At 57.0% G+C, this 19833-nt stretch carries 10 protein-coding genes; 7 read left to right on the top strand and 3 right to left on the bottom strand.

Annotated features, from left to right (window positions below; translation table 11 throughout):
• The first annotated feature begins 6 nt into the window (after positions 1-6).
• From AC3Y2E_RS21800 to AC3Y2E_RS21785, 4 genes are all read left to right on the top strand, one after another.
• On the top strand, positions 7-1977 hold the full coding sequence (locus tag AC3Y2E_RS21800) for an ABC transporter ATP-binding protein (RefSeq protein WP_379214222.1): 1971 nt from the start codon (positions 7-9) through the stop codon (positions 1975-1977).
• A 119-nt stretch (positions 1978-2096) separates the two neighbouring features.
• On the top strand, positions 2097-3107 hold the full coding sequence (locus AC3Y2E_RS21795) for a LacI family DNA-binding transcriptional regulator (RefSeq protein WP_379214081.1): 1011 nt from the start codon (positions 2097-2099) through the stop codon (positions 3105-3107).
• Positions 3108-3510: 403 nt separating this feature from the next.
• A complete protein-coding gene (locus tag AC3Y2E_RS21790) occupies positions 3511-3957 on the top strand; it encodes a MarR family winged helix-turn-helix transcriptional regulator (RefSeq protein WP_379214079.1) in 447 nt (148 codons plus the stop codon).
• 6 nt (positions 3958-3963) lie between these two features.
• Complete coding sequence (locus tag AC3Y2E_RS21785) at positions 3964-5589, top strand: MDR family MFS transporter (RefSeq protein ID WP_379214076.1); 1626 nt, start codon at positions 3964-3966, stop codon at positions 5587-5589.
• A 126-nt stretch (positions 5590-5715) separates the two neighbouring features.
• Here the strand turns inward: AC3Y2E_RS21785 and AC3Y2E_RS21780 are convergent, their stop codons facing one another.
• Positions 5716-7566, bottom strand: coding sequence for an LTA synthase family protein (locus AC3Y2E_RS21780; RefSeq protein WP_379214220.1), 1851 nt, complete (start codon positions 7564-7566; stop codon positions 5716-5718).
• Between the two features lie 348 nt (positions 7567-7914).
• Here AC3Y2E_RS21780 and addB point away from each other — a divergent pair, with 348 nt between their 5' ends.
• Positions 7915-11490, top strand: coding sequence for a helicase-exonuclease AddAB subunit AddB (addB, locus tag AC3Y2E_RS21775; RefSeq protein WP_379214074.1), 3576 nt, complete (start codon positions 7915-7917; stop codon positions 11488-11490).
• Positions 11491-11534: 44 nt separating this feature from the next.
• Positions 11535-15611, top strand: coding sequence for a helicase-exonuclease AddAB subunit AddA (gene addA, locus AC3Y2E_RS21770; RefSeq protein WP_379214072.1), 4077 nt, complete (start codon positions 11535-11537; stop codon positions 15609-15611).
• 359 nt (positions 15612-15970) lie between these two features.
• Here addA and AC3Y2E_RS21765 read toward each other — a convergent pair whose 3' ends face one another.
• Positions 15971-17044, bottom strand: a complete 1074-nt coding sequence (locus AC3Y2E_RS21765; RefSeq protein WP_379214070.1) for an alpha/beta fold hydrolase — start codon at positions 17042-17044, stop codon at positions 15971-15973.
• Between the two features lie 83 nt (positions 17045-17127).
• The gene (locus AC3Y2E_RS21760; protein ID WP_379214068.1) at positions 17128-18933 is read right to left on the bottom strand and encodes a putative bifunctional diguanylate cyclase/phosphodiesterase; all 1806 of its coding nucleotides are present in this window, start codon (positions 18931-18933) and stop codon (positions 17128-17130) included.
• Positions 18934-19471: 538 nt separating this feature from the next.
• Between AC3Y2E_RS21760 and AC3Y2E_RS21755 the strand changes: the two genes are divergently transcribed.
• Positions 19472-19833, top strand: a 362-nt coding sequence (locus tag AC3Y2E_RS21755; RefSeq protein ID WP_379214066.1) for a DnaJ family domain-containing protein, incomplete at its 3' end; no start/stop codon positions are given.

The following is a 19833-nucleotide window of genomic DNA, read 5'->3' as shown; positions in this document are numbered from 1 at the left end:
TACGCGATGTTCAGCCGCACGAAAATTATAATCGCCCTCGTGCTGCTCTGCGGCGCGGTGGGGACGCAGCTGGCCGGTCCTTATATCGCCAAAGTGATCATCGACGGCCATCTGCTGTCGATCTCGCGCCCGTGGCTTGTGACGGTGCCAGCCGCTGTGCCGGAGGGAGTCCGTTCTGTCGCGATCGGGGACCAAGCCTATATCCGGCAAGACTGGGCCGAAGGCGTACCGGAGGCGTCCGGCTGGAGTGCGGCGACAATCCGCCAGGAGGGCGCGAGCTTCATGCTGGAGACGGCGGAGTCCGCCGCGCCGGTCCGCCTTACGAAGGAAGATGTTATCCAATTGTACAGCTACGAGTTCGTGCCGGTACTGAGGCTGATCGGATTATATGTCGGACTGCTGGCGCTCTCGGGGTTGCTGACGTTCGTCCAGTCTTATATGCTGCAGACGGCCGCTCTGTCGATTATCCGCAAAATGCGCATGGACGTCATGAACCATATTCACCGGATATCGGTCCGTTATTTTGACAATACGCCGGTCGGGCAAGTCGTATCCCGCATCGCCAACGATACGGAAGCGATCCGCGACTTGTTTATGAGCTTTATGGCAACGTTTGTCGTCAGCGGAGTGAACCTGATCGGGATCTATATCGCGATCTTCCTGCTGGACGTGCGGCTGGCCCTGTTGTGCCTGGTGCTGATCCCGTTTTTCATCGTCGTGATGACGATTCATCTGAAATACTCGAAAGTGTACGTGGCCGCGATGCGGGCGAGGCTGAGCGACATGAACGCGATGCTGAACGAGTCGATCAACGTGATGCCGATGATCCAGGCGTTCCGCCGGGAGAAGGCAAGAACCGGCGAATTCGAAACGCTGAACGAGGACCGTTACGTCAATCAGCGCAAGCAGATGCGGCTGTTCTCGTTATCGTCGCGCAATATCGTCGGACTGACGGGAAGCTTGATGACGGCGGGCGTCATCTGGTATTTCGGGGGAAAGTCGTTGCACACGGCGATCTCGTTCGGCGTATTTTATGCTTTTATCGATTATTTGGGCCGGATATTTCAGCCGATTATCGGCATCTTCGATCAATTGACCAATGCGCAGCGGGCATTCGTTTCGGCCGAACGGGTATTTTCGCTGCTGGACCGCGAAGGCGAGAAGCTCGACGCGGAAGCCGCGCCGCCGCGTCCGGAAGGCAACGTCAAATTCGACAACGTCTGGTTCGCCTACAATCAGGAAGATTACGTGCTTCGCAGCATCTCGCTGGAAGCCCGCAAAGGCGAGACGGTCGCGCTCGTCGGCCATACGGGATCAGGCAAAAGCTCAATCATGAATTTGCTGCTCGGCTTCTACGAGCCTAGCCAAGGGACGATTACGATCGACGGCGAGGATATTACCGGGATATCGAAGCAGGCGCTGCGCAAACATATGGGCATCGTGCTCCAGGACCCGTTTTTGTTTACCGGCGACATCAAGTTTAACGTGGGGCTGTATAACGAGCACATCGACCGGGAGAAGGTGAAGCAAGCGCTGCGCGACGTCGGGGCGGCCGAGTTCGTGGAGCAGCTGCCGAGCGGCTGTGACGAACCTGTCGTCGAGCGGGGCAATACGCTGTCCGCCGGCCAGCGCCAGTTGATCTCGTTTGCCAGGGCGCTTGCGCACGATCCGGCTATTCTGATTCTGGACGAAGCGACGGCGAGCATCGACAGCGAAACCGAAGGCATTATCCAGAACGCGCTTAAAGTATTGTGCGAAGGGCGGACGACGTTTGTGATCGCTCACAGATTGTCCACGATCCGGGAGGCGGACCGCATCTGCGTCCTTCATCACGGGGAAATCGTCGAGTCGGGCAATCACGAGGAGCTGATGGCGCAGCAGGGCCGCTATTATAAAATGTATCAGCTGCAAAAAGGGGAAGGCTCGCCGCCTCCTGCCGCAACAGGCGAACATTCCCCGGCGATCCGCAGCCGTTAAACGGCGAATCGGCACGAAAAAAATAAAGCGGATCGGAAAACTAGTCTATTTTTGGGGCTCGGCCGTGTTATAATAGTCGTATTACGAATAGACGTACATTCGGCCGGGAGACTACCACTATGAAAACGACGATTTACGATATTGCCAAAGCAGCAGGCGTTTCGATCGCAACCGTCTCCAAAGTCATCAACGGTACCGGAAGAATCAGTACCGATACGAGAGAACGGATTACGGAAATTATGCAGGAGCTGGATTATCAGCCGAGCGTTGTCGCTTCTGCGCTTACCGGGAAAAGCACGTTTACGATCGGTCTGCTCATCCCCGATCTCGCCAACCCGTTCTTCGCGGAAATCGCGAGAAGCGTAGAGGATCGCGGCCACGAGCTCGGCTTTAATCTGGTCATGTGCAGCACGGACAACAATTCGAAGAAGGAAGCCGGTTACATCACGCTTCTGAGACAGAAACGGGTAGACGGCATTATTATCGCGACAGGTACGAGCGTCAAAGGCTTGCTAAGCGGCTTGGCCGACTATAATATCCCGCTGGCCCTGATCTCCAGAGACATCCCGTCGATCGAAGCAGACAGCGTCAGAGCGGACGATGATACCGGCGCTTATCAGGCCGTCGCTCACTTGACCGGTCTCGGTCACCGGCATATCGCCCTGATCGCCGAAGACATGGAGCTGATGACGACCAGGGAACGGGTGAGCGGGTATCGCCGCGCCTTGGAGGATGCGGGTATCACTTATACGGACGAGCTCGTCACGATCAGCAATTCCTCCGTCGAAGCCGGCAAGCAGCGTGCGCTGGAGCTGATGGGCTCGGATCATCCGCCAACCGCGATCGTCGCTTTTAACGATTTGCTGGCGGTCGGCGTCGTTCAGGCGGCCAAGGAGCTTCGCTTGTCCATTCCATGGGACTTGTCGGTAATTAGCTTCGACAACACCGTACTTGCCGGCATCGTCGATCCTCCGCTGACGTCGGTCGCGGTGCCGATTCAGCAGATGGGGCGGCAAATTATGGACATGCTGATCGAACGGGTGCGCGGGGAGAAGGGCGATAAGCAGCGTATCGTCTTAAAACCGGAGCTGATCATTCGTCAGTCGACCACATTTCCGAGCAAAGTGTAAGTGATGGGCAGAGGCACTACGTATTCTAATCAAGGCAGCCGGGTGATGCGACGGTTGCTTTTTCGTTTTTGCCGGCCTTGCATAACGGCGGCCAAACTGCTTAAACGAACGTACATAACGAGCGGAACCGAAGGATATACTGTACCTAATACGCTCACTTTGATGAGTACAATAGCTGCCGGGAAGCGGAGTCGGCGAAAGGAAGCCTCGTCTTTACAGATCTGAGGCTGTATACGCGATAAAAAGTAAGGTTTGCCGCACAAAAGGGCGCATTTTAACAAAATGGGCTTTTTTTCGTTGTGATTTCATAACTACTTTCTCTTGACTCGGACAAAACGTTTGTTGTAAGCTAGCTAATAGTTTACTGCTAAACTATTTACTAATAAACGATAGGAGGTGCGAAATGCCGGAAACGAACAGCCATCTGTTGGAGCTCCCTAACCTGTTTCGTACATTAGTGAAAAAAATGAGTCACGAATGGTATCGGAATATGGGCGACACCTTCTCGATGACTCAGTTTCGGACGCTTTATATGCTTAATGAGCGGGGGCCGCAAAAAGCGGCCGAACTGGCGGACTTATTATGCGTCACCTCCGGGGCGATCACGGGACTAGCCGATAAATTAATCGAAAAAGGACTTGTGGGGAGAGAGCGCAGCGAAGACGACCGGCGAGTCGTGTACTTACGCATTACCGATCCGGGCAAGCAAGTGCTTGAGGAACTGCGGGAGAAACAAAAAGAGACGATTGCCCGGTTGTTCGAAGGATTGCCGGAAGAAGACATCCTTCATCTGACACGGATATTCACAACCCTGCTCGAACGAGTAGAACCTATGGACAAAAAGGAGTAGAGAACATTGGAGCATTTATCGCACAAACGTAAAGTTACGATCATGATGGCGATTGTAGCCGCTATGTTTTTCGCCGCCATTAACCAGACGATCGTAAGTACGGCGATGCCCCGGATTATTGCCATTCTTGGCGGTATGGACTATTATACGTGGGTCATTACGATCTACATGCTGACTTCCACGATTTCAACCGTACTTGTCGGGAAGCTGTCCGATATTTACGGGCGCAAGCCGTTTATTTTGGCAGGTATCGTATTTTTTATCATCGGTGCATTTTTAACCGGTTTTTCCAAAGATATTTTTCAATTGATTACGTACCGGGGCATTCAGGGCATCGGCGCCGGCATTATTATGGCTTCCGCCTTTACCGCGGTCGGCGACTTGTTCGCTCCCAGAGAACGGGGCAAATGGACGGGCGTGATGATGGCCGTGTTCGGCTTCTCCAGCGTCATTGGCCCTACGCTCGGCGGATGGATCGTCGACCATATGGACTGGGAATGGGTATTCTGGATCTTCCTGCCGCTTGGAGTCGTCGCTTTCGTGATGATTATGATGCTGTTCCCGAAAGTGGAACGGAGACAGGCCGAATCGATCGATTACATGGGCTCGTTGTTTTTGACGCTGACGATCGTTCCGCTGCTGCTCGGATTTTCGTGGGCCGGTACGAAATATGCGTGGGGTTCGCCGCAAATCATCGGTTTGTTCGCCGCAGCAGTTGTGGCCTTGCTGATCTTTATGTTTATCGAAACACGGGTAAAAAGCCCGGTTATGCCGCTGTCCTTGTTCCGCAACGGCATCGTGACGGTTTCGAACGTGATCGGATTTTTGATGAACGCCGGTATGATGGGCGCGCTGATCTATTTGCCGTTTTTCGTGCAAGGGGTGGAAGGCGTATCTCCGACGTATTCCGGTTATGTCACGATGCCGATGTCGATCAGTATGGTCATCTTGAGCTCGCTCGTCGGCCGGTGGATTACGAAGTCGGGCAAATACAAGCGGTTCGCCCTGATCGGGATGCCGATCATGGTCGCAGGTATGGTCATTATGGCGTTTATGGACAACATTCCGCTGGCGGTGCTCAGCATGATCGTGTTCGGAGTCGGTCTCGGCCTCGGGATGCCGGTTTTCTCGCTTACCGTGCAAAATGCCGTCAGACCGGAACAGCTTGGCGTGGCCACCGCCTCTTCGCAGTTGTTCCGCAACCTGGGCGGAACGATCGGGATCGCGGTTATGGGTACGATCATGGCGACCAGTCTGCAAAACAGTCTGAAGTCGGCGGCGGCATCGGGCGGCGGCATCGATATGTCGAAGCTCGATCCGAAGGTGGCAGAGCAGCTGTCCGCGTTCCACAACCCGGAAATGCTGCTTGATCAGCCGAGGCTGGCGCAGCTTCAAGAGACGCTGCCGGCTGACGTGCAGCCGATCTTTACGAAGATGATCGACATGCTGCGCGACGCGCTCGCCTCTTCCCTGACGACCGTGTTTTTGTCCGGTGCGGCGCTGCTTGTAGTGGCTTCCCTGCTCGTCTTCCTGCTGAAGGAAATTCCGCTGCGCACGTCCAACCGGATGCCGGAACAGACTTCCGGAGACGGGGAGAAGCAGCCGGACGGGACGCCCGTCGTTGCCAAGTAAGGAAAAGAAGTTGAAGTCCCGCGAGTCCGGAATGTACCGGGTCCGCATAAAAAACCTCCAATCCGCTCTTATGGGCGGGCTGGAGGTTTTTCGTCTTTCGGCTAGGATGTCCGGCTGGCAGCTTGTTTACGCGGCCGGTTTCTGGAACTCCCGATTGTAGTCGGGATGGACCGGTTTATTCAAATAGTCGGCGTCGATATAGTCGGCGGCATACTTTTTGCCGAACAATAAATCGTATTGCAGCATCCGGTAACGGTCCAATTCCTCCTGCACGTAATCGGGAGGCAAGTTGTACAAGTTCTGTTCGGTATCCACGACCAGATTGCGCAGCAGTCCCGGAATCTCACTGTACACGTCCCAGTTGACCGCGAAAGGAGCGGGCTTCTCCAGGCCGAGCGTATCCATCACGTAGGAGCCGAGAAACGAGGCGCTGATAGCCGGTACGTTGTCGGCCGGCAATTCGAAGTTCGCCCACATGACGAACGGCACGCTGCGCATATGTTTCAATTCCTCCAGCGTCCAGTTCTCCGAACGATCGGTGCGGATGAGTCCTCCCTGGTTGTATACGTCGTAGCTGTATCCGAGCATCGGAAGATGATCTCCGTACATGACAATGACGGTCGGTTCACCGGATTGCTCGAAATGGTCGATCAACTGCTGCAGGCTCTGATCCGCATCGCGGGCGCCGATTGCGTATGTCTGAAGAATATCGAGCGCTTCGTCGGTCAGATCCCCTTCAATGTCCATCGCCGCGTCCCCGTAACGTTTATCGTCGTAAGGTCCGTGATTTTGCATCGTCACGGCATAGATGAACATCGGCCGTTCCGATTCGTCCACCTGTTTGATAATTTGCCGGGATACTTCGGCATCGGCTATGAACGGTCCTTTGAGCTCCGGCTCGGCGAAGCTTTCGCTGCTCATGAAGCTTTCGAATCCCAGTTGCCGGTAGGCGTTCTCGCGGTCCCAGAACCAGCCTTCGTAGGAGTGCACCGCCAAACTTTTATAGCCGAGATGCTCGAAATAACTGGCAAGGCTGGGCACCGGCTTTTTGACATATTGCTGATACGGCACCGAGCCGCTCGGCAGAAAGCTCATCGACTGGCCTGTCAGCACCTCGAATTCGACGTTGCTTGTACCGCCTCCGAACTGCGGGGACAGCATGTAGCCGGCAACCGATTCGGCCTGAAGCTTGCGGACGGTAGGGATCGGATCGTCGTGAAAAAAAACGTCGGGCAGCAGCGTAGGGTCCCAGAACGCCTCATTCATAATGAAAATGACGTTCGGTTTTACGGTATCCGCGCCGGCATCGGTTGCAACGGTAGGGGCCGCCGAGGCGGAGGCGGTCCGCTTCTCGGTAATCGCATGGGCGATATCGGCCATGGCCTGTTCGCCGTAACCCGGCGGCTTGGCGACGATCGAATGTTTGACGTTCATCGTGAAGGCAAGCGTCAGTCCGTTGTGCCCGTAATTTTGCTGCTGGTTCCATAAAATTTCGCTTGCGCCCGCCTTGTACTGCATGTTTTCGGCCCAGGAGGCATTGATGCCAAACGCATACAAGGCGATGACCGACAAACTGCCTAGCGCGATCCGCGGCAGCCAAGGCAGCGCCAGCCTCGGTACGCCCAGCCGCAGGGCGAACAGCAGCACGACGACGCCCAGCACAATCCCGATCCGGAGCATCGCCGCTTGCCCGGTTATTAGCGGGGCAATATTCAGACCTTCTTTGTTAAGCAATATATCCCAGGGAAAAAAAGGCTCTCCGATCAATTTTGTTTTGAAAAAGCTGATCAGCGACATCAGGCCGAACAACAAGGCGGCGATGGCGACGGACGGTACGAGCGAGCCGATCACGCAGTAAACGAGTGTCAACGCGCACAAGTAAAGCAGGGCGTTCAGCCAGAACAGCGACGGCTGATTCAGCGCCCAGTCCCATGTTTCTTCGAAGCTGCCGCGCTGGATCGTTTCTGCTCCCAGCACAAGCAAAATGGGGATCACCGCTAATAGGGCCGTAATGGGGATGGCTTGTTTGAGGCCGAATTTCCTCGTAACGGAGGATATAGTGCGATTTTTACTTAGATTGAGCATTTTTACCACTTCTCCCTTCCTACTCCGGGTTGTTGCTCTTTTTCTCTGTTTTTATCTATGGTTTTATTTACGTATTGTAAAGGAAGTTCCTTAAGAAAAGATTAAGCGCGGCCGCCCGGTCCGTTCCTCTCGCCGGAATCCTTAGAGGAATAGATGGTAATCGATCGCTGCGGACAGCAGGACGGATCTATGCTACAATAAAACAATATAAGAACATTTGTTTTCGTTTAGGAGGCCGGTATGTCAATCCGTTACATATTAGGTCGGTCCGGCAGCGGGAAGACGAACCTCTGTCTGGACGAGATCAGAAGCCAGTTGAAGGCGGAGCCGGAAGGGCCGCCGCTCGTGCTGCTCGTCCCCGATCAGGCTACGTTTCAAGCCGAGCATGCGCTCGTCTCGACCCCCGGTCTGGCGGGAACGATCCGGGCTCAGGTGTTGAGCTTCCGCCGCCTGGCGTTCCGCGTGATGCAGGAGGCCGGGGGGGCGGCGCGCGTTCAGATCGACGACAGCGGCAAGAAGATGCTGCTATATGAGCTGCTGCACAAACACGCGGACGAACTGAGACAATTTGGGAATATGTCCGACCAGTCGGGATTTATCGACAATTTATACCGGATGTACAGCGAGTTTCGGCGGTATTGCATCTCGCCCGCCAGGTTTGAATCGTATGTGCAGACCGCAGAGCGCAGGGAGGAACCGGGCGTCAGCGAGCTGCCGGCAGCCAAGCTTCACGATATGCTGCTGCTGTACAAACGGTTCGAGGAGCGGCTGTCCGGCCAATATATGGATTCCGAGCATCTGTTGACGAAAACGGCGGAGATGCTGTCCGAATCCGAGTATGCGCGCGGAGCCCGGATCTGGATCGACGGGTTTTACGGCTTTATCCCGCAGGAGATGCAGGTCGTCGGCGAATGGATGCGCTGCGCCCCGCAAGTGACCGTAAGCCTGTGCATCGACCGCGATTACAGTTTTTCCGATTCGCTTGACGAGCTCGACCTGTTTCATCCGACGGCGCGCACGCTTGTCAGGCTGAAGGAGCTGGCGGCCGGGCTGAACGTGCCCGAGGAACCGCCGGTGCTGCTGCAGCATCGAGGCCGTCCGCACCGATTCGGGCGCAGTCCGATGCTGTCCCATCTGGAACGGAACTTCGAATACCGGAGCGGCAAGCCTTATCAGGGCAGCGGAGAAGCCGGGAGGCACGAGATCGTTCTGGCGGCGGCCGTGAACCGGCGGGCCGAGGCGGAAGGGACGGCGAGAGAAATCGTGCGTCTTGTCCGGGACGAAGGCTGCAGATGGCGCGATATCGCGGTAATGGTGCGCAATATGGAAAGCTACGACGACTTGCTGGAGGTCACGTTCCGGGATTTCGGCATTCCGTACTTTCTCGACCGCAAGCGTTCCGTGCTTCATCATCCGGTCGCCGAGCTCGTCCGGTCCGCCCTGGAAGTCGCTTTGGGGCGCTGGCATAACGATGCGGTGTTCCGCTGCGTGAAGACCGATCTGCTATTTCCGCTCCAGGCCGATACAGACGGGGCGGATGCGGCGAAGGAGCGGGACCGGCTTCGCGACGCGATGTGCCGGCTGGAAAACTACGTGCTGGCGGCAGGCATTCAGGGATACCGCTGGACGGAGCCGCGCAAGTGGACCTATCGGGTCGGTTCCACGCTTGACGATGTTCAGCAGGAGAATGCCGCGTCGGACGAGGCGTTTCTGGACGAGATGGACCGGATGCGGAGCATCGTGGTCGGGCCGTTGTCCGCGCTCGAGAAAGCGTTGAAGGACGCCGATACGGTCCGGGATATGACTGCGGCGCTCTACCGGTTTCTCGAGTCGGCGGACGTGCCGGCCAAGCTGGAGCGGTGGAGCCTGGACAGCATGGAAGCAGGCAAGCCGGAGCAGGCGCGGGAGCATACCCAAGTATGGGGCAGCGTCGTCGATCTGCTCGACCAGATCGTAGAGATGCTGGGGGACGAGTCGTTATCGCTGGAGCGGTTTGCCGGAATTGTGGAGTCCGGGCTCGAGAGCGTTCGATTCGGACTTGTACCGCCTTCTCTCGATCAGGTGCTGGTCGGTACGATGGACCGGACGCGATCCGGTTCCGTCCGCCACTGCTTCGTGCTCGGCGCAAACGACGGCGTTATTCCGGCCCGCCCGCAGGAGAACGGCGTATTGACCGAGCCCGAGCGGGATCGGCTGATCGCAGCCGGCCTGGAGCTGGTCGAGGGCAGCCGGAGGAAGCTGCTGGACGAGTCTTTTTTGATCTATATGGCGCTGACGGCCGCCTCGGATTCGCTGACGGTTTGTTACCCGCTAGCCGATGAGGAAGGAAAGTCGCTGATCCCTTCGGAGATCGTCAAGCGGTTGAAGACGATGTTTCCGTCCGTGAAAGAGCGGCTGCTCCTGATCGATCCGCCTTCCGGACCGGATGCTGCGGAGACGGGCGGCGATCCGTACGAATACGCGGTGCATCCCGACAGGGCGCTGTCCCATCTGGCCGTACAGCTGCGCCACTGGATCAAAGGCGCGCCAATCTCGGACGTCTGGTGGGACGTCTACAACTGGTACTGCACGCGGCCGGAATGGCGGGACAAGCTGTACCGGACGTTAAAATCGCTTATTTACACGAACCGGGAAGAGCCGCTTCCCGAGTCTGTGAGCCGCGAGTTGTACGGCGAGATGCTGCGTGCCAGCGTATCGCGGATGGAGCGTTACGTCGCCTGCCCGTTCTCGCAATTTGCTTCGCACGGCCTGCGTCTGTCCGAACGGCGCGTTTACAGGCTGGACGCCCCGGATATCGGCCAGCTGTTCCACGCCGCATTAAGCCGGGTTGCGGCAGAGCTGCAGGGGGAAGGCGAAGACTGGGGGGCTCTGACCGCCGAACAATGCTACGAACGCGCATCCAAAGCGGTGGACGAGCTGGCTCCCCGTCTGCAAGGGGAAATTTTGCTGAGCTCGAAGCGGTACGGCTATATTGCCAGAAAGCTGAAGCGGATCGTCGGCCGGGCCTCGATCGTACTGGGTATCCATGCCCGGCGCGGCCTGTTCGTGCCGATCGGGCTGGAAGTCGGCTTCGGGCCGGGCGAGCCGCTGCCGCCGCTCGAATTTACGCTGGATAACGGCTGCCGGATGGAGATCGTCGGGCGGATCGACCGCGTAGACCGGGCCGACAGCGAGAAGGGCGTCTTGCTGCGCGTCATCGACTACAAATCGAGCTCGACGTCGCTGCGGCTGGCCGAAGTTTTTTACGGAATGTCGCTTCAGATGCTGACTTATCTCGACGTGGTCATTACGCATGCGGAGCGCTGGGTGGGCGTAAGCTCGATCCCGGCGGGGGTCTTGTATTTTCATGTACATAATCCGCTGCTCGTACGAAAAAATGCGCTGAACGCGGAGGAAGCGGAAGAGCAAATGCTCAAGCGCTTCAAGATGAAAGGGCTCGTCCTCGAGGATGCCGAGGCGGTCCGGCTGATGGACGATTCGTTCCGCGAGCGGAACGGACATTCGCAGCTTATTCCGGTAGCTCTCAAGGCGGACGGAGGATTTTACAAAAGCTCCTCGGTCGTATCGGAGCCGCAGTGGGACCGGCTGCGCCATTATGTTCGGGGAATGATTACGAGTATCGGCACCGAGATTACGAACGGGAACGTCGATATCCGGCCGTTCCGGATGGGGACCAAATTCGCCTGCGCATTTTGCCCTTACAAGCCGGTATGCCAATTCGAGCCGCTTTTCGAAGGGAACGAATACAAAAAGCTGAACCGGATCGAGAAGGAAGCGGTATGGCAGGCGATCGACCAGGCGGTGAATGAATCATGACCGGGGCGGAAGGAGAACGGAAAGAGGGAAGGGAAGTACCAGGCATGACACTGGAACGGGAAAAAGACGGTATGTATGCGGCAAGACCGGCCAAGCCGGAAGGAAGCAGCTGGACGGACGAGCAGTGGGAGGCGATCCGGCTGCGAGGATCGGATATTTTGGTCGCTGCGGCCGCCGGGTCAGGCAAAACGGCGGTTCTGGTCGAGCGAATCATCCGGCGGATCACCGATGAGCACGATCCGGTCGACGTCGACCGGCTTCTCGTCGCAACGTTTACGAATGCGGCTGCAGGCGAGATGCGGCAGCGGATTCGGGAAGCGATCGAGGAGCGGCTGCTGGAGCAGCCGGGCTCCGAACATCTGCGCAGGCAGATTGCGCTCATACACCGGGCCTCGATCACGACGCTTCATTCGTTTTGTCTGGAGGTGATCCGCCGCCATCATCAGCTGATCCGGCTCGATCCGTCTTTCCGGATTGCCAACGAGACGGAAGCCGAGCTGATGCGGCAAGATCTTTTGAGCGAGCTTCTGGAAGAACATTATGGCAATAGCGGGGAAGACAGCGCGTTCTGGCAGCTGGCGGACGCCTATGGCGGCGAGCGGGGCGACGACGCTTTGTTCCGGCTCGTGCAGCAGCTCTATGACTTCTCGCGCAGTCATCCGTGGCCGGATCATTGGCTGCTCGAGACCGCTTCGCGGTTTGAGCCGGGGAATGACCGGGAGGTGAGTGGAGACGGAGGGACGGATCGATGGCGCGTTACGCTGATAGAGGGCGTGAAGCTGGAGCTGCAAGGGATGGCCGGCATGCTGGAAGAGGCGATCCGGCTGTGCGGCCGTCCCGGCGGTCCGGCTCCTTATGCGGCGAATCTCCGGGACGATCACATCCAGATCGCGGCAGCTCTGCAGGCGGCGGACGTTTCCTGGGAGGCGCTGTATGAGGCGTTCCGCGAGAGCGGGTTCGGCAAGCTGAACGCCTGCCGCGCAAGCGATGTGGACAAACAGCTACAGGAGCAGGTAAAGCAGCTGCGGGACCGTGTCAAAAAGCAGTTTGCCGACATCCGCGAGGAGCTGTTCGAACGGTCGCCGGAACAGTACGAGTCCGAGATGGCGAGGATGGCTCCGGTCGTCCGGATGCTGGCCGAAATCGTCATCGAATTCGGGCGGAGGTATCAACTGAAGAAGGTCGAGAAGGGGCTGGTCGATTTCGCCGACCTGGAGCACTACTGCCTGGCTATCCTTCGCAGTCCGGATTCGACTGCGGACCGGCTTCTTCCGTCGGAAGCGGCGATGCAATACCGGGAGCAATTTGCGGAAATCCTGCTTGACGAATATCAGGACACCAACTCGGTGCAGGAGGCGATCGTTAGTCTCGTCTCCCGCCCCGCCCCGGGCAACCGGTTCATGGTTGGGGACGTGAAACAGAGTATCTACCGATTCCGTCTTGCCGAGCCCGGCCTGTTTATGGATAAGTACAAATCGTTTGAACCGTCCGGCAACGACCATCCGTCCGGCGGACGCAAAATCGATCTGGCCCGCAACTTCCGCAGCCGGCAGCAGATCGTCGACGGCGTCAACTTTGTGTTTAAACAGATTATGACGGAGCGAGTCGGGGAACTGGAGTACGATGAGGCGGCCCAGCTCGTTTGCGGCGCGTTTTATCCGGACAGTCCCGAAAATTTGAATGTTGAACTGGCGCTGATCGACAGAGGCAATACGGCCGGGGAAGAGGACGAGTCTGCTCTGCCGTCCGAAGCCGAGGACGATGAGGAATTCGCCGGCATGCCGGAAACCCATCCGCTACTGTTAACTCCCGAGCAGGAGGAGCAGCAGACGGAGACGGCCCAGCTGGAGGCGCGGTTTATCGCGTCACAGATCCGCCGGATGACCGGGATGGACGGGGATGCTCCGTTTCAGGTGTACGACCGGGGGGCAGGCGGCTTGCGGCCGATCCAATTCCGGGATGTCGTCATCCTTCTGAGGGCGACGTCAAGCTGGGCTCCTGTCTTTATGGAAGAGCTGAGAGCGGCGGCGATTCCGGCATATGCCGATCTGAATACCGGCTACTTCACAGCGACCGAAGTGGAAACGATGCTGTCGCTGCTGCAAATCGTCGACAATCCGTATCAGGATATTCCGCTGGCGGCGGTCCTGCGTTCGCCGATGTTCGGCCTGACCGCCGCCGAGCTCGCGCTCATTCGTATTCACGGCCGGCATTTGCCGTTTTACGAGGCGGTGCTGGCCTATCTATCCGATTCCGATCCGAGCGGCGGGACGACAGAGCGGTTGAACGGCTCCGGTCCTCTCCCGGCGGCGGATGCCGGGCAGCAAGAGATGCAGTCCGAAGCAGTGGACGAGCGGAAGGTCCTCTCCAAGCTGCTGTCGTTCCAAGCGATGCTTGGCCGCTGGCGGGACGAAGCGAGACAAGGCTCGCTCGCCCAGCTGATCTGGAACATGTACCGGGAGACCGGCTATTACGATTTCGTCGGCGGCATGCCGGGTGGCTTGCAGCGGCAGGCGAACCTGCGGGCGCTGTACGACCGGGCGCGGCAGTACGAAGCTACTTCGTTCCGGGGGCTGTTCCGTTTTCTCCGTTTCGTGGAACGGATGCGGGACAGCGGGACGGATCTTGGAGCCGCGCGTGCGCTCGGCGAACAGGAAGACGTCGTGAGAATCATGTCGATTCATAAAAGCAAGGGTCTGGAGTTTCCGGTCGTGTTCGTCGCCGGACTCGGCAAGATGTTTAACCAAACCGATCTGAACGGTACGTTTCTGCTGCACAAGGAGCTTGGCTTCGGACCTTTGTTCGTCGATCCCGAGCTGCGCGTCGCCTGCCCTACGCTTCCGATGCTGGCGATCCGCAGGCGCATGAAGATGGAGATGACCGCCGAGGAGCTGCGCGTGCTGTACGTCGCTTTAACCCGTCCGAAGGAAAAGCTGATTTTGGTCGGAACCGTCAAATCGGGGGACAAGACGGTCCAGAAGTGGAGCCGGATGCGGGAGGAGACGTTGTGGCAGCTGCCCGCCCACGAAACGGCCAAAGCCCGCACCTATCTCGATTGGCTCGGACCGGCGCTGATTCGTCACCCGGCGGCGCATATTTTGCGGGTACGGGGCGGCGGCGAACAAGCCGAGCCGTATATACTGCCACCGGTGATGACGGACGAGCCGTCCCGCTGGAGCGTCGGCATCCTGCCTTCAGTCGGTTTTGCTCAGGCGGCTGCGGCCGTTGAAGTGAAATTTGCCGATGAGCGGATGGAGTCGCTGGCCCAGCTCGAGCCGGTCGGAGACGGCAGTGCACACGGCACTGACGGCGTTGACGGAGCGGAAGATCCGATAAGCCGGCGTTTCGACTGGACGTACGAATACGGGCAAGCGTCGGGGATGTTTTCGAAAACGTCGGTGTCCGAGCTGAAACGGCAGGCGGAACGCGCTTTTGCCAAGGAGGAAGACGCATCGGTGGAATGGTCCGAACTTCCGGTCCCGGGTATTGCCGGTCAGGCCGATTCCGCCGTTATAAGGAAATCCGATCTTCACAGTCTGACGCGGCGGCCGAGGTTTTTGAGCGAACAAACGATGACCGCTGCGGAGCGGGGCACTTTATTTCATTCCGTCATGCAGCACCTTCCATTGGATGGCGAAGTAGGACCCGCTGACGTGGAGCGGACGCTGGACCGGATGATCTCGCGCGAGCTGCTGCTGCCCGAACAGCGGAAAGCGATCGATCCGGAAGTGATCGTGTCGTTTTTCAAGGGCGAGCTGGGCCAAAGGCTGCTTTGCGCCGATAAAGTGTACCGCGAAGTCCCTTTCAGCTACGGGCTGGCCGCCGAGCAAGCTTATCCGGGTGCGGACGAGTCGGTGCGCGGGGAGACGGTGGTGATGCAAGGGGTGATCGATTGCGTCTTTGAGGAGAGCGGCGAACTGGTGCTGCTGGATTACAAGACGGATTCGGTGCGCGGCGTCTCTTTGGAACAGCTGAAGGAGCGGTATACGGTCCAACTGAGCTTGTATGCCGAGGCGATCGAGCGGATCTGGCACAAGAAGGTGAAGGAAAAGGTGCTGTTTTTCTTCGACGGTCCTTATACGCTGCAGTTGGATGCTTCTAACCGCAAGGGAGAGAGCTAGTATGAAAAGGGAGCCGGGAAACCGGCTCTAAGCTATACCATGCTCTAACGGACATGGTGGAGGCTATTTCGCTAAAAAACAGGGTTTTAAAATGTAACGGTCACCGCAGCGCTTATTTACTCCGAACTACCTCCAAAAGTGATACTTCTCATCAAATAGTTGCATCTATGTCCGTTAGAAAATAAAATGGATCGAAATTCACCGCAATAACGGCCGCTGTGTCCGTTAGAGTTTTTGTTCTTATAGTGAGTGTTCAATAATTCCGGTTTTAGCACCGAAGATAACGGTCCCGATCCGGGTCCGGTGGCCGGAGAGAGCAACTCCGCTCATACGTCCGGCTGGTTTGCATACGCAGGAGTTCAGCCTGCTTCCATTATGGTTTTCTTGATTTCGATCATCCACTCCGTAAACCGGTCTTGTTCCTCGAAATGGGGGAAATGAGCCGACTGCTCGAACCAAACGAACTGCTTGGAAGGCGCGCGCAGGTTCTCGTAGTAACTGTAGGCCACTTCCGAGGGGGTCATATAGTCATGTCTCCCCATGGCGATGAACACAGGTACTTGTAACTCCGAAGCGGTCTCGAGCAGATTCGTATGCTCGGTTTGCGCCAAGATCGTCTTGGCCGAAAAGGAGTTGCCGAAGGCTAGACGAATCCCGTCCCACCCGTTGTATTCCGGCGACAGAAAGATCCCTTTCAGCAGATCGCTTCCGGAGCGGATCAGCCTTTCCGAGCCTCCGAACTCGGCCACCCATTTGCGCTGGAGCGTCGTATCCTTGCGAGGATTCCGATAAGGAGGGGCTCCGATCGATTCGAGCTCGCTTATTGCTTTCCGGTTGTTCCGCCGATAAGCTTCACTCAGCACGAATTCATAGGATTTTTTCTCGCCCTGCAGTTGGTCGGCTACTTGCCCGATCCCGATGTAAGCATAATAGAGGTCCGGATACTTTTGCACTGTCCATGTTCCTAACAAGCTCCCCCAGGAATGGCCCGCCAAAAAGATTTTGGACTGACCAAACCGTTGCTGCAGCAGCCGGGTCAGTTCATGGGTATCCTCGATCAGCCGGCTTACTTGCATATCGTCCGCGGTCAAATCGAAGTGGTACGATTGTCCGGAACCTCGCTGATCCCAATTCACTACGACAAAAAAACGCTCCAGCTCCTGCTGGTATTTGCGGGCGAAAGCGATTTGCGGATATCCCGGTCCCCCGTGCAGAAAAAGCAGGACCGGCTTGCTTCGATCGGCGCCGCGGATCAAGATCGATTGCTTAACTCCCCCCAGGACTACTTGCTCAATCTCGGCGATGCTGTCCGGAAGAATGCGGCCTTCGGCGTCTTTGATCGGGGGAGTGCGGGGAGGAGAGAACAGCACGATCACAAGCAGCACAAGCGATAGGACTACGGTGGTGAGCCGCATTTTGTTTCGTTTCATCATCCTTACCTTCCTTTGGTAACAAGAATCCCCGGCAGCGGTAGGTTGCGGCTCCGGGGATTCGGATTATGTGTTAGTAATAAGGGCTAAGTTTCGTGAGAGAGCATCAAATCTTTATCGGTCGTATTCAATCGGACCCATTCCTCGAAAATATCCGGCGGCATCGGTTTGCCGAACAAATAACCTTGCGCCTCGTCGCAGTGGTGCTGCCGCAAAAATATGTACTGTTCTTCCGTTTCGACCCCTTCGGCGGTTACTTTCAGCTTCAGCGTCTTGGCGAGTACGATAATGGCGTTCACGATCGCGGCGTGATCGGGATCTTCATGAATACCGCTTATAAACGAACGGTCGACCTTCAGCACGTCGATCGGGAACTTCTTCAAATAGCTGAGCGAGGAGTAGCCTGTTCCGAAATCGTCGATCGATATTTTGACGCCCATTTCCTTCAGTTCCCGCATCATCAAAATATTGCGGTTGACGTTTTGCATCGCTGCACTTTCGGTAATCTCCAGCTCCAAATATTGCGGGCGCAAACCGGCCTGCCGCAGGATGCGGGCGATCACCGCAGGCAAATTTTGCTGGCGGAACTGATGCGGCGACAGATTGACGCTGACGGACAGCTCGGGCAGCCCTTCGTTTTGCCACTTTTTGATCTGGTTGCACGCTTTGCGCAGCACTTGCTCGCCAAGCTGAACGATCAGGCCGGTTTCCTCGGCCAGCGGGATAAATTCAGCCGGAGGCACGATGCCGAGGCTCGGATGTTTCCAGCGGACCAGCGCCTCCACGCAGACGACCCGCTCCGACTTCGTATGAATGCGGGGCTGGTAATAAACGAGCAGCTCGTCCTTCTCCAGCGCCTTGCGCAGCATGGCCTCCATGGCGAACCTCTCGAGCTGGGCCTCCGTCTTCTCCGGAGCCATGTAGTACTGGAAATTGTTGCGGCCCTGCTGCTTGGCCCGGTACATGGCGACCTCGGCGTTTTTCATCAAATTCTCCGACGTTGATCCATGGTTGGGGTAGAGGGCGACGCCGATGCTCGTCGTGGCGTATATTTCGTGCGGTCCGAGAAAGATGGCTTCCTGCAAACATTGAAAAATCAGGTTGCACACTTGCGTGGACTCGTCAGATTTGGAAATGTTCGGGACGAGCAGGGCGAATTCGTCGCCTCCCATACGGGCGAGCGTGACATCTTTGGAGATCGCCGTGCGGATTCGTTGTGCAACCGTTTGCAGGAGAGAGTCCCCCGTCTCGTGACCCATCGTATCGTTCACATGCTTGAAGCCGTCAAGATCGAGGAAAATGACGGCAAGGCCTCGCTGCCTCAAGCTTTTTTTGTTCAGATAGGCGGTCAGTCGCTCCTTGAACATCTCCCGGTTGGGCAGTTCGGTCAGCGAGTCGTAGTAAGCCATCCGCACCAGATTGTCGGAGGTCCGCCCGACCAGCCAAATCAGCACAACCATACCCATCAGGCCCATGACGGTGTCGAGAGCAAAAAACGATCGGCCCTGCACGGTCGTAAAGAGGACAATTTCGCCGATGCCCAGTGCGCATATGACGACCGCCGTCCGTTTGCCGAGCTCGGATGCGTACAAAGGCAGCAAAAACAGCAGCAGCCAGGTAGGATTGGCATCCGGCGGCCACTTGGGCAGTATATAAACCATCGTAACGATGGCCATGTCGAAAAAAACGATTGCCGCGAGCCCGGGCATCCGCAGCAGCTGGCTCAAGTCGCCGACGCTGTACGCCCGATGAATGAGAAATGCGGTGTAAATAAGCGACAAAGCCGCGAGCGCTAAAAAAATAAATTGCTTATGGCTGACGAACAGAAGCAGCAATACCGCGGGGAAGATGGAATGTCCGATGGCAAACACGTTGGCGTTTTTTTGGTTCATGCTACTTGCTGCACCCCTCGCGATGATTGGATGAATCGGAGCCTGTATCTCGTGCGCGAATCGCGCGCGGGTTCGGCGGTGTCGAATCCTACTCAGTATACCTTATTTCCTTGCCAGATTCTATGAAAAATCGTCTGATCTTGTCGATTCAACGGGAAAATTGTTGGTTCGAAGCAACATGTGTTGTTTTGATAATTGTCACAATGTTCCCACAATTATACCGATCGCCGGTTTTGTATGTGGAATATAATGGATTTATAGATGTAAAGAAGCTTAACCTATGCGCCGATGAAAGGATGATCGTATGCGTTTCTGGTTCCGCCGATCCAGTCCCCGATCCGATCCGAAGAGCGTTCCCGATAAGGAGGCTGGGCGATCAAACGCCCCGTCTCAAAGCGATGCCTTGCCTCCATCTACGGACTTAGAGATCCCGGCTGGCTCCGAATGGATGTATGCAGCCTCGGACCGAGCCGACTCCGCAGAGCGGGATAGGCCTCCCCCGGCACCCGCCGCGCGGAAACGAAAGGCGAATCACTGGATGGATGAAGCAATAGAGGAATGCGCACTAAACGGGGGCCTCGATCATTTGAAGGGGAATGGGGAACCGATCCCGATTCCGGACGGGGATGTGCTGAGCTCCGTCCTGAAACAGGCGAACGTGCTTCCTCCGTGGCTTGAGCTGCAGCACGAAATCCGCAACGATCTTCGGGCGTACGTGAGCTCCGGCCGGGTTAACCCGCCTGCACCTTCCGAATCGGCGGACCTGGATGCGATCAACCGGAAAATTTCCCGCTACAATATGAATGCTCGTCCCGACGCCGATCCTGCAGAAGGGCCGGGTAAAACCGGATACGGCCGAGGAGCAGCTCAAGCTGTGGGAGTGACGGGGGAAGCCCCCCC

The organism is Paenibacillus sp. MAH-35, assembly GCF_058135425.1.
This window is presented reverse-complemented; position numbering and strand designations above follow the sequence as displayed.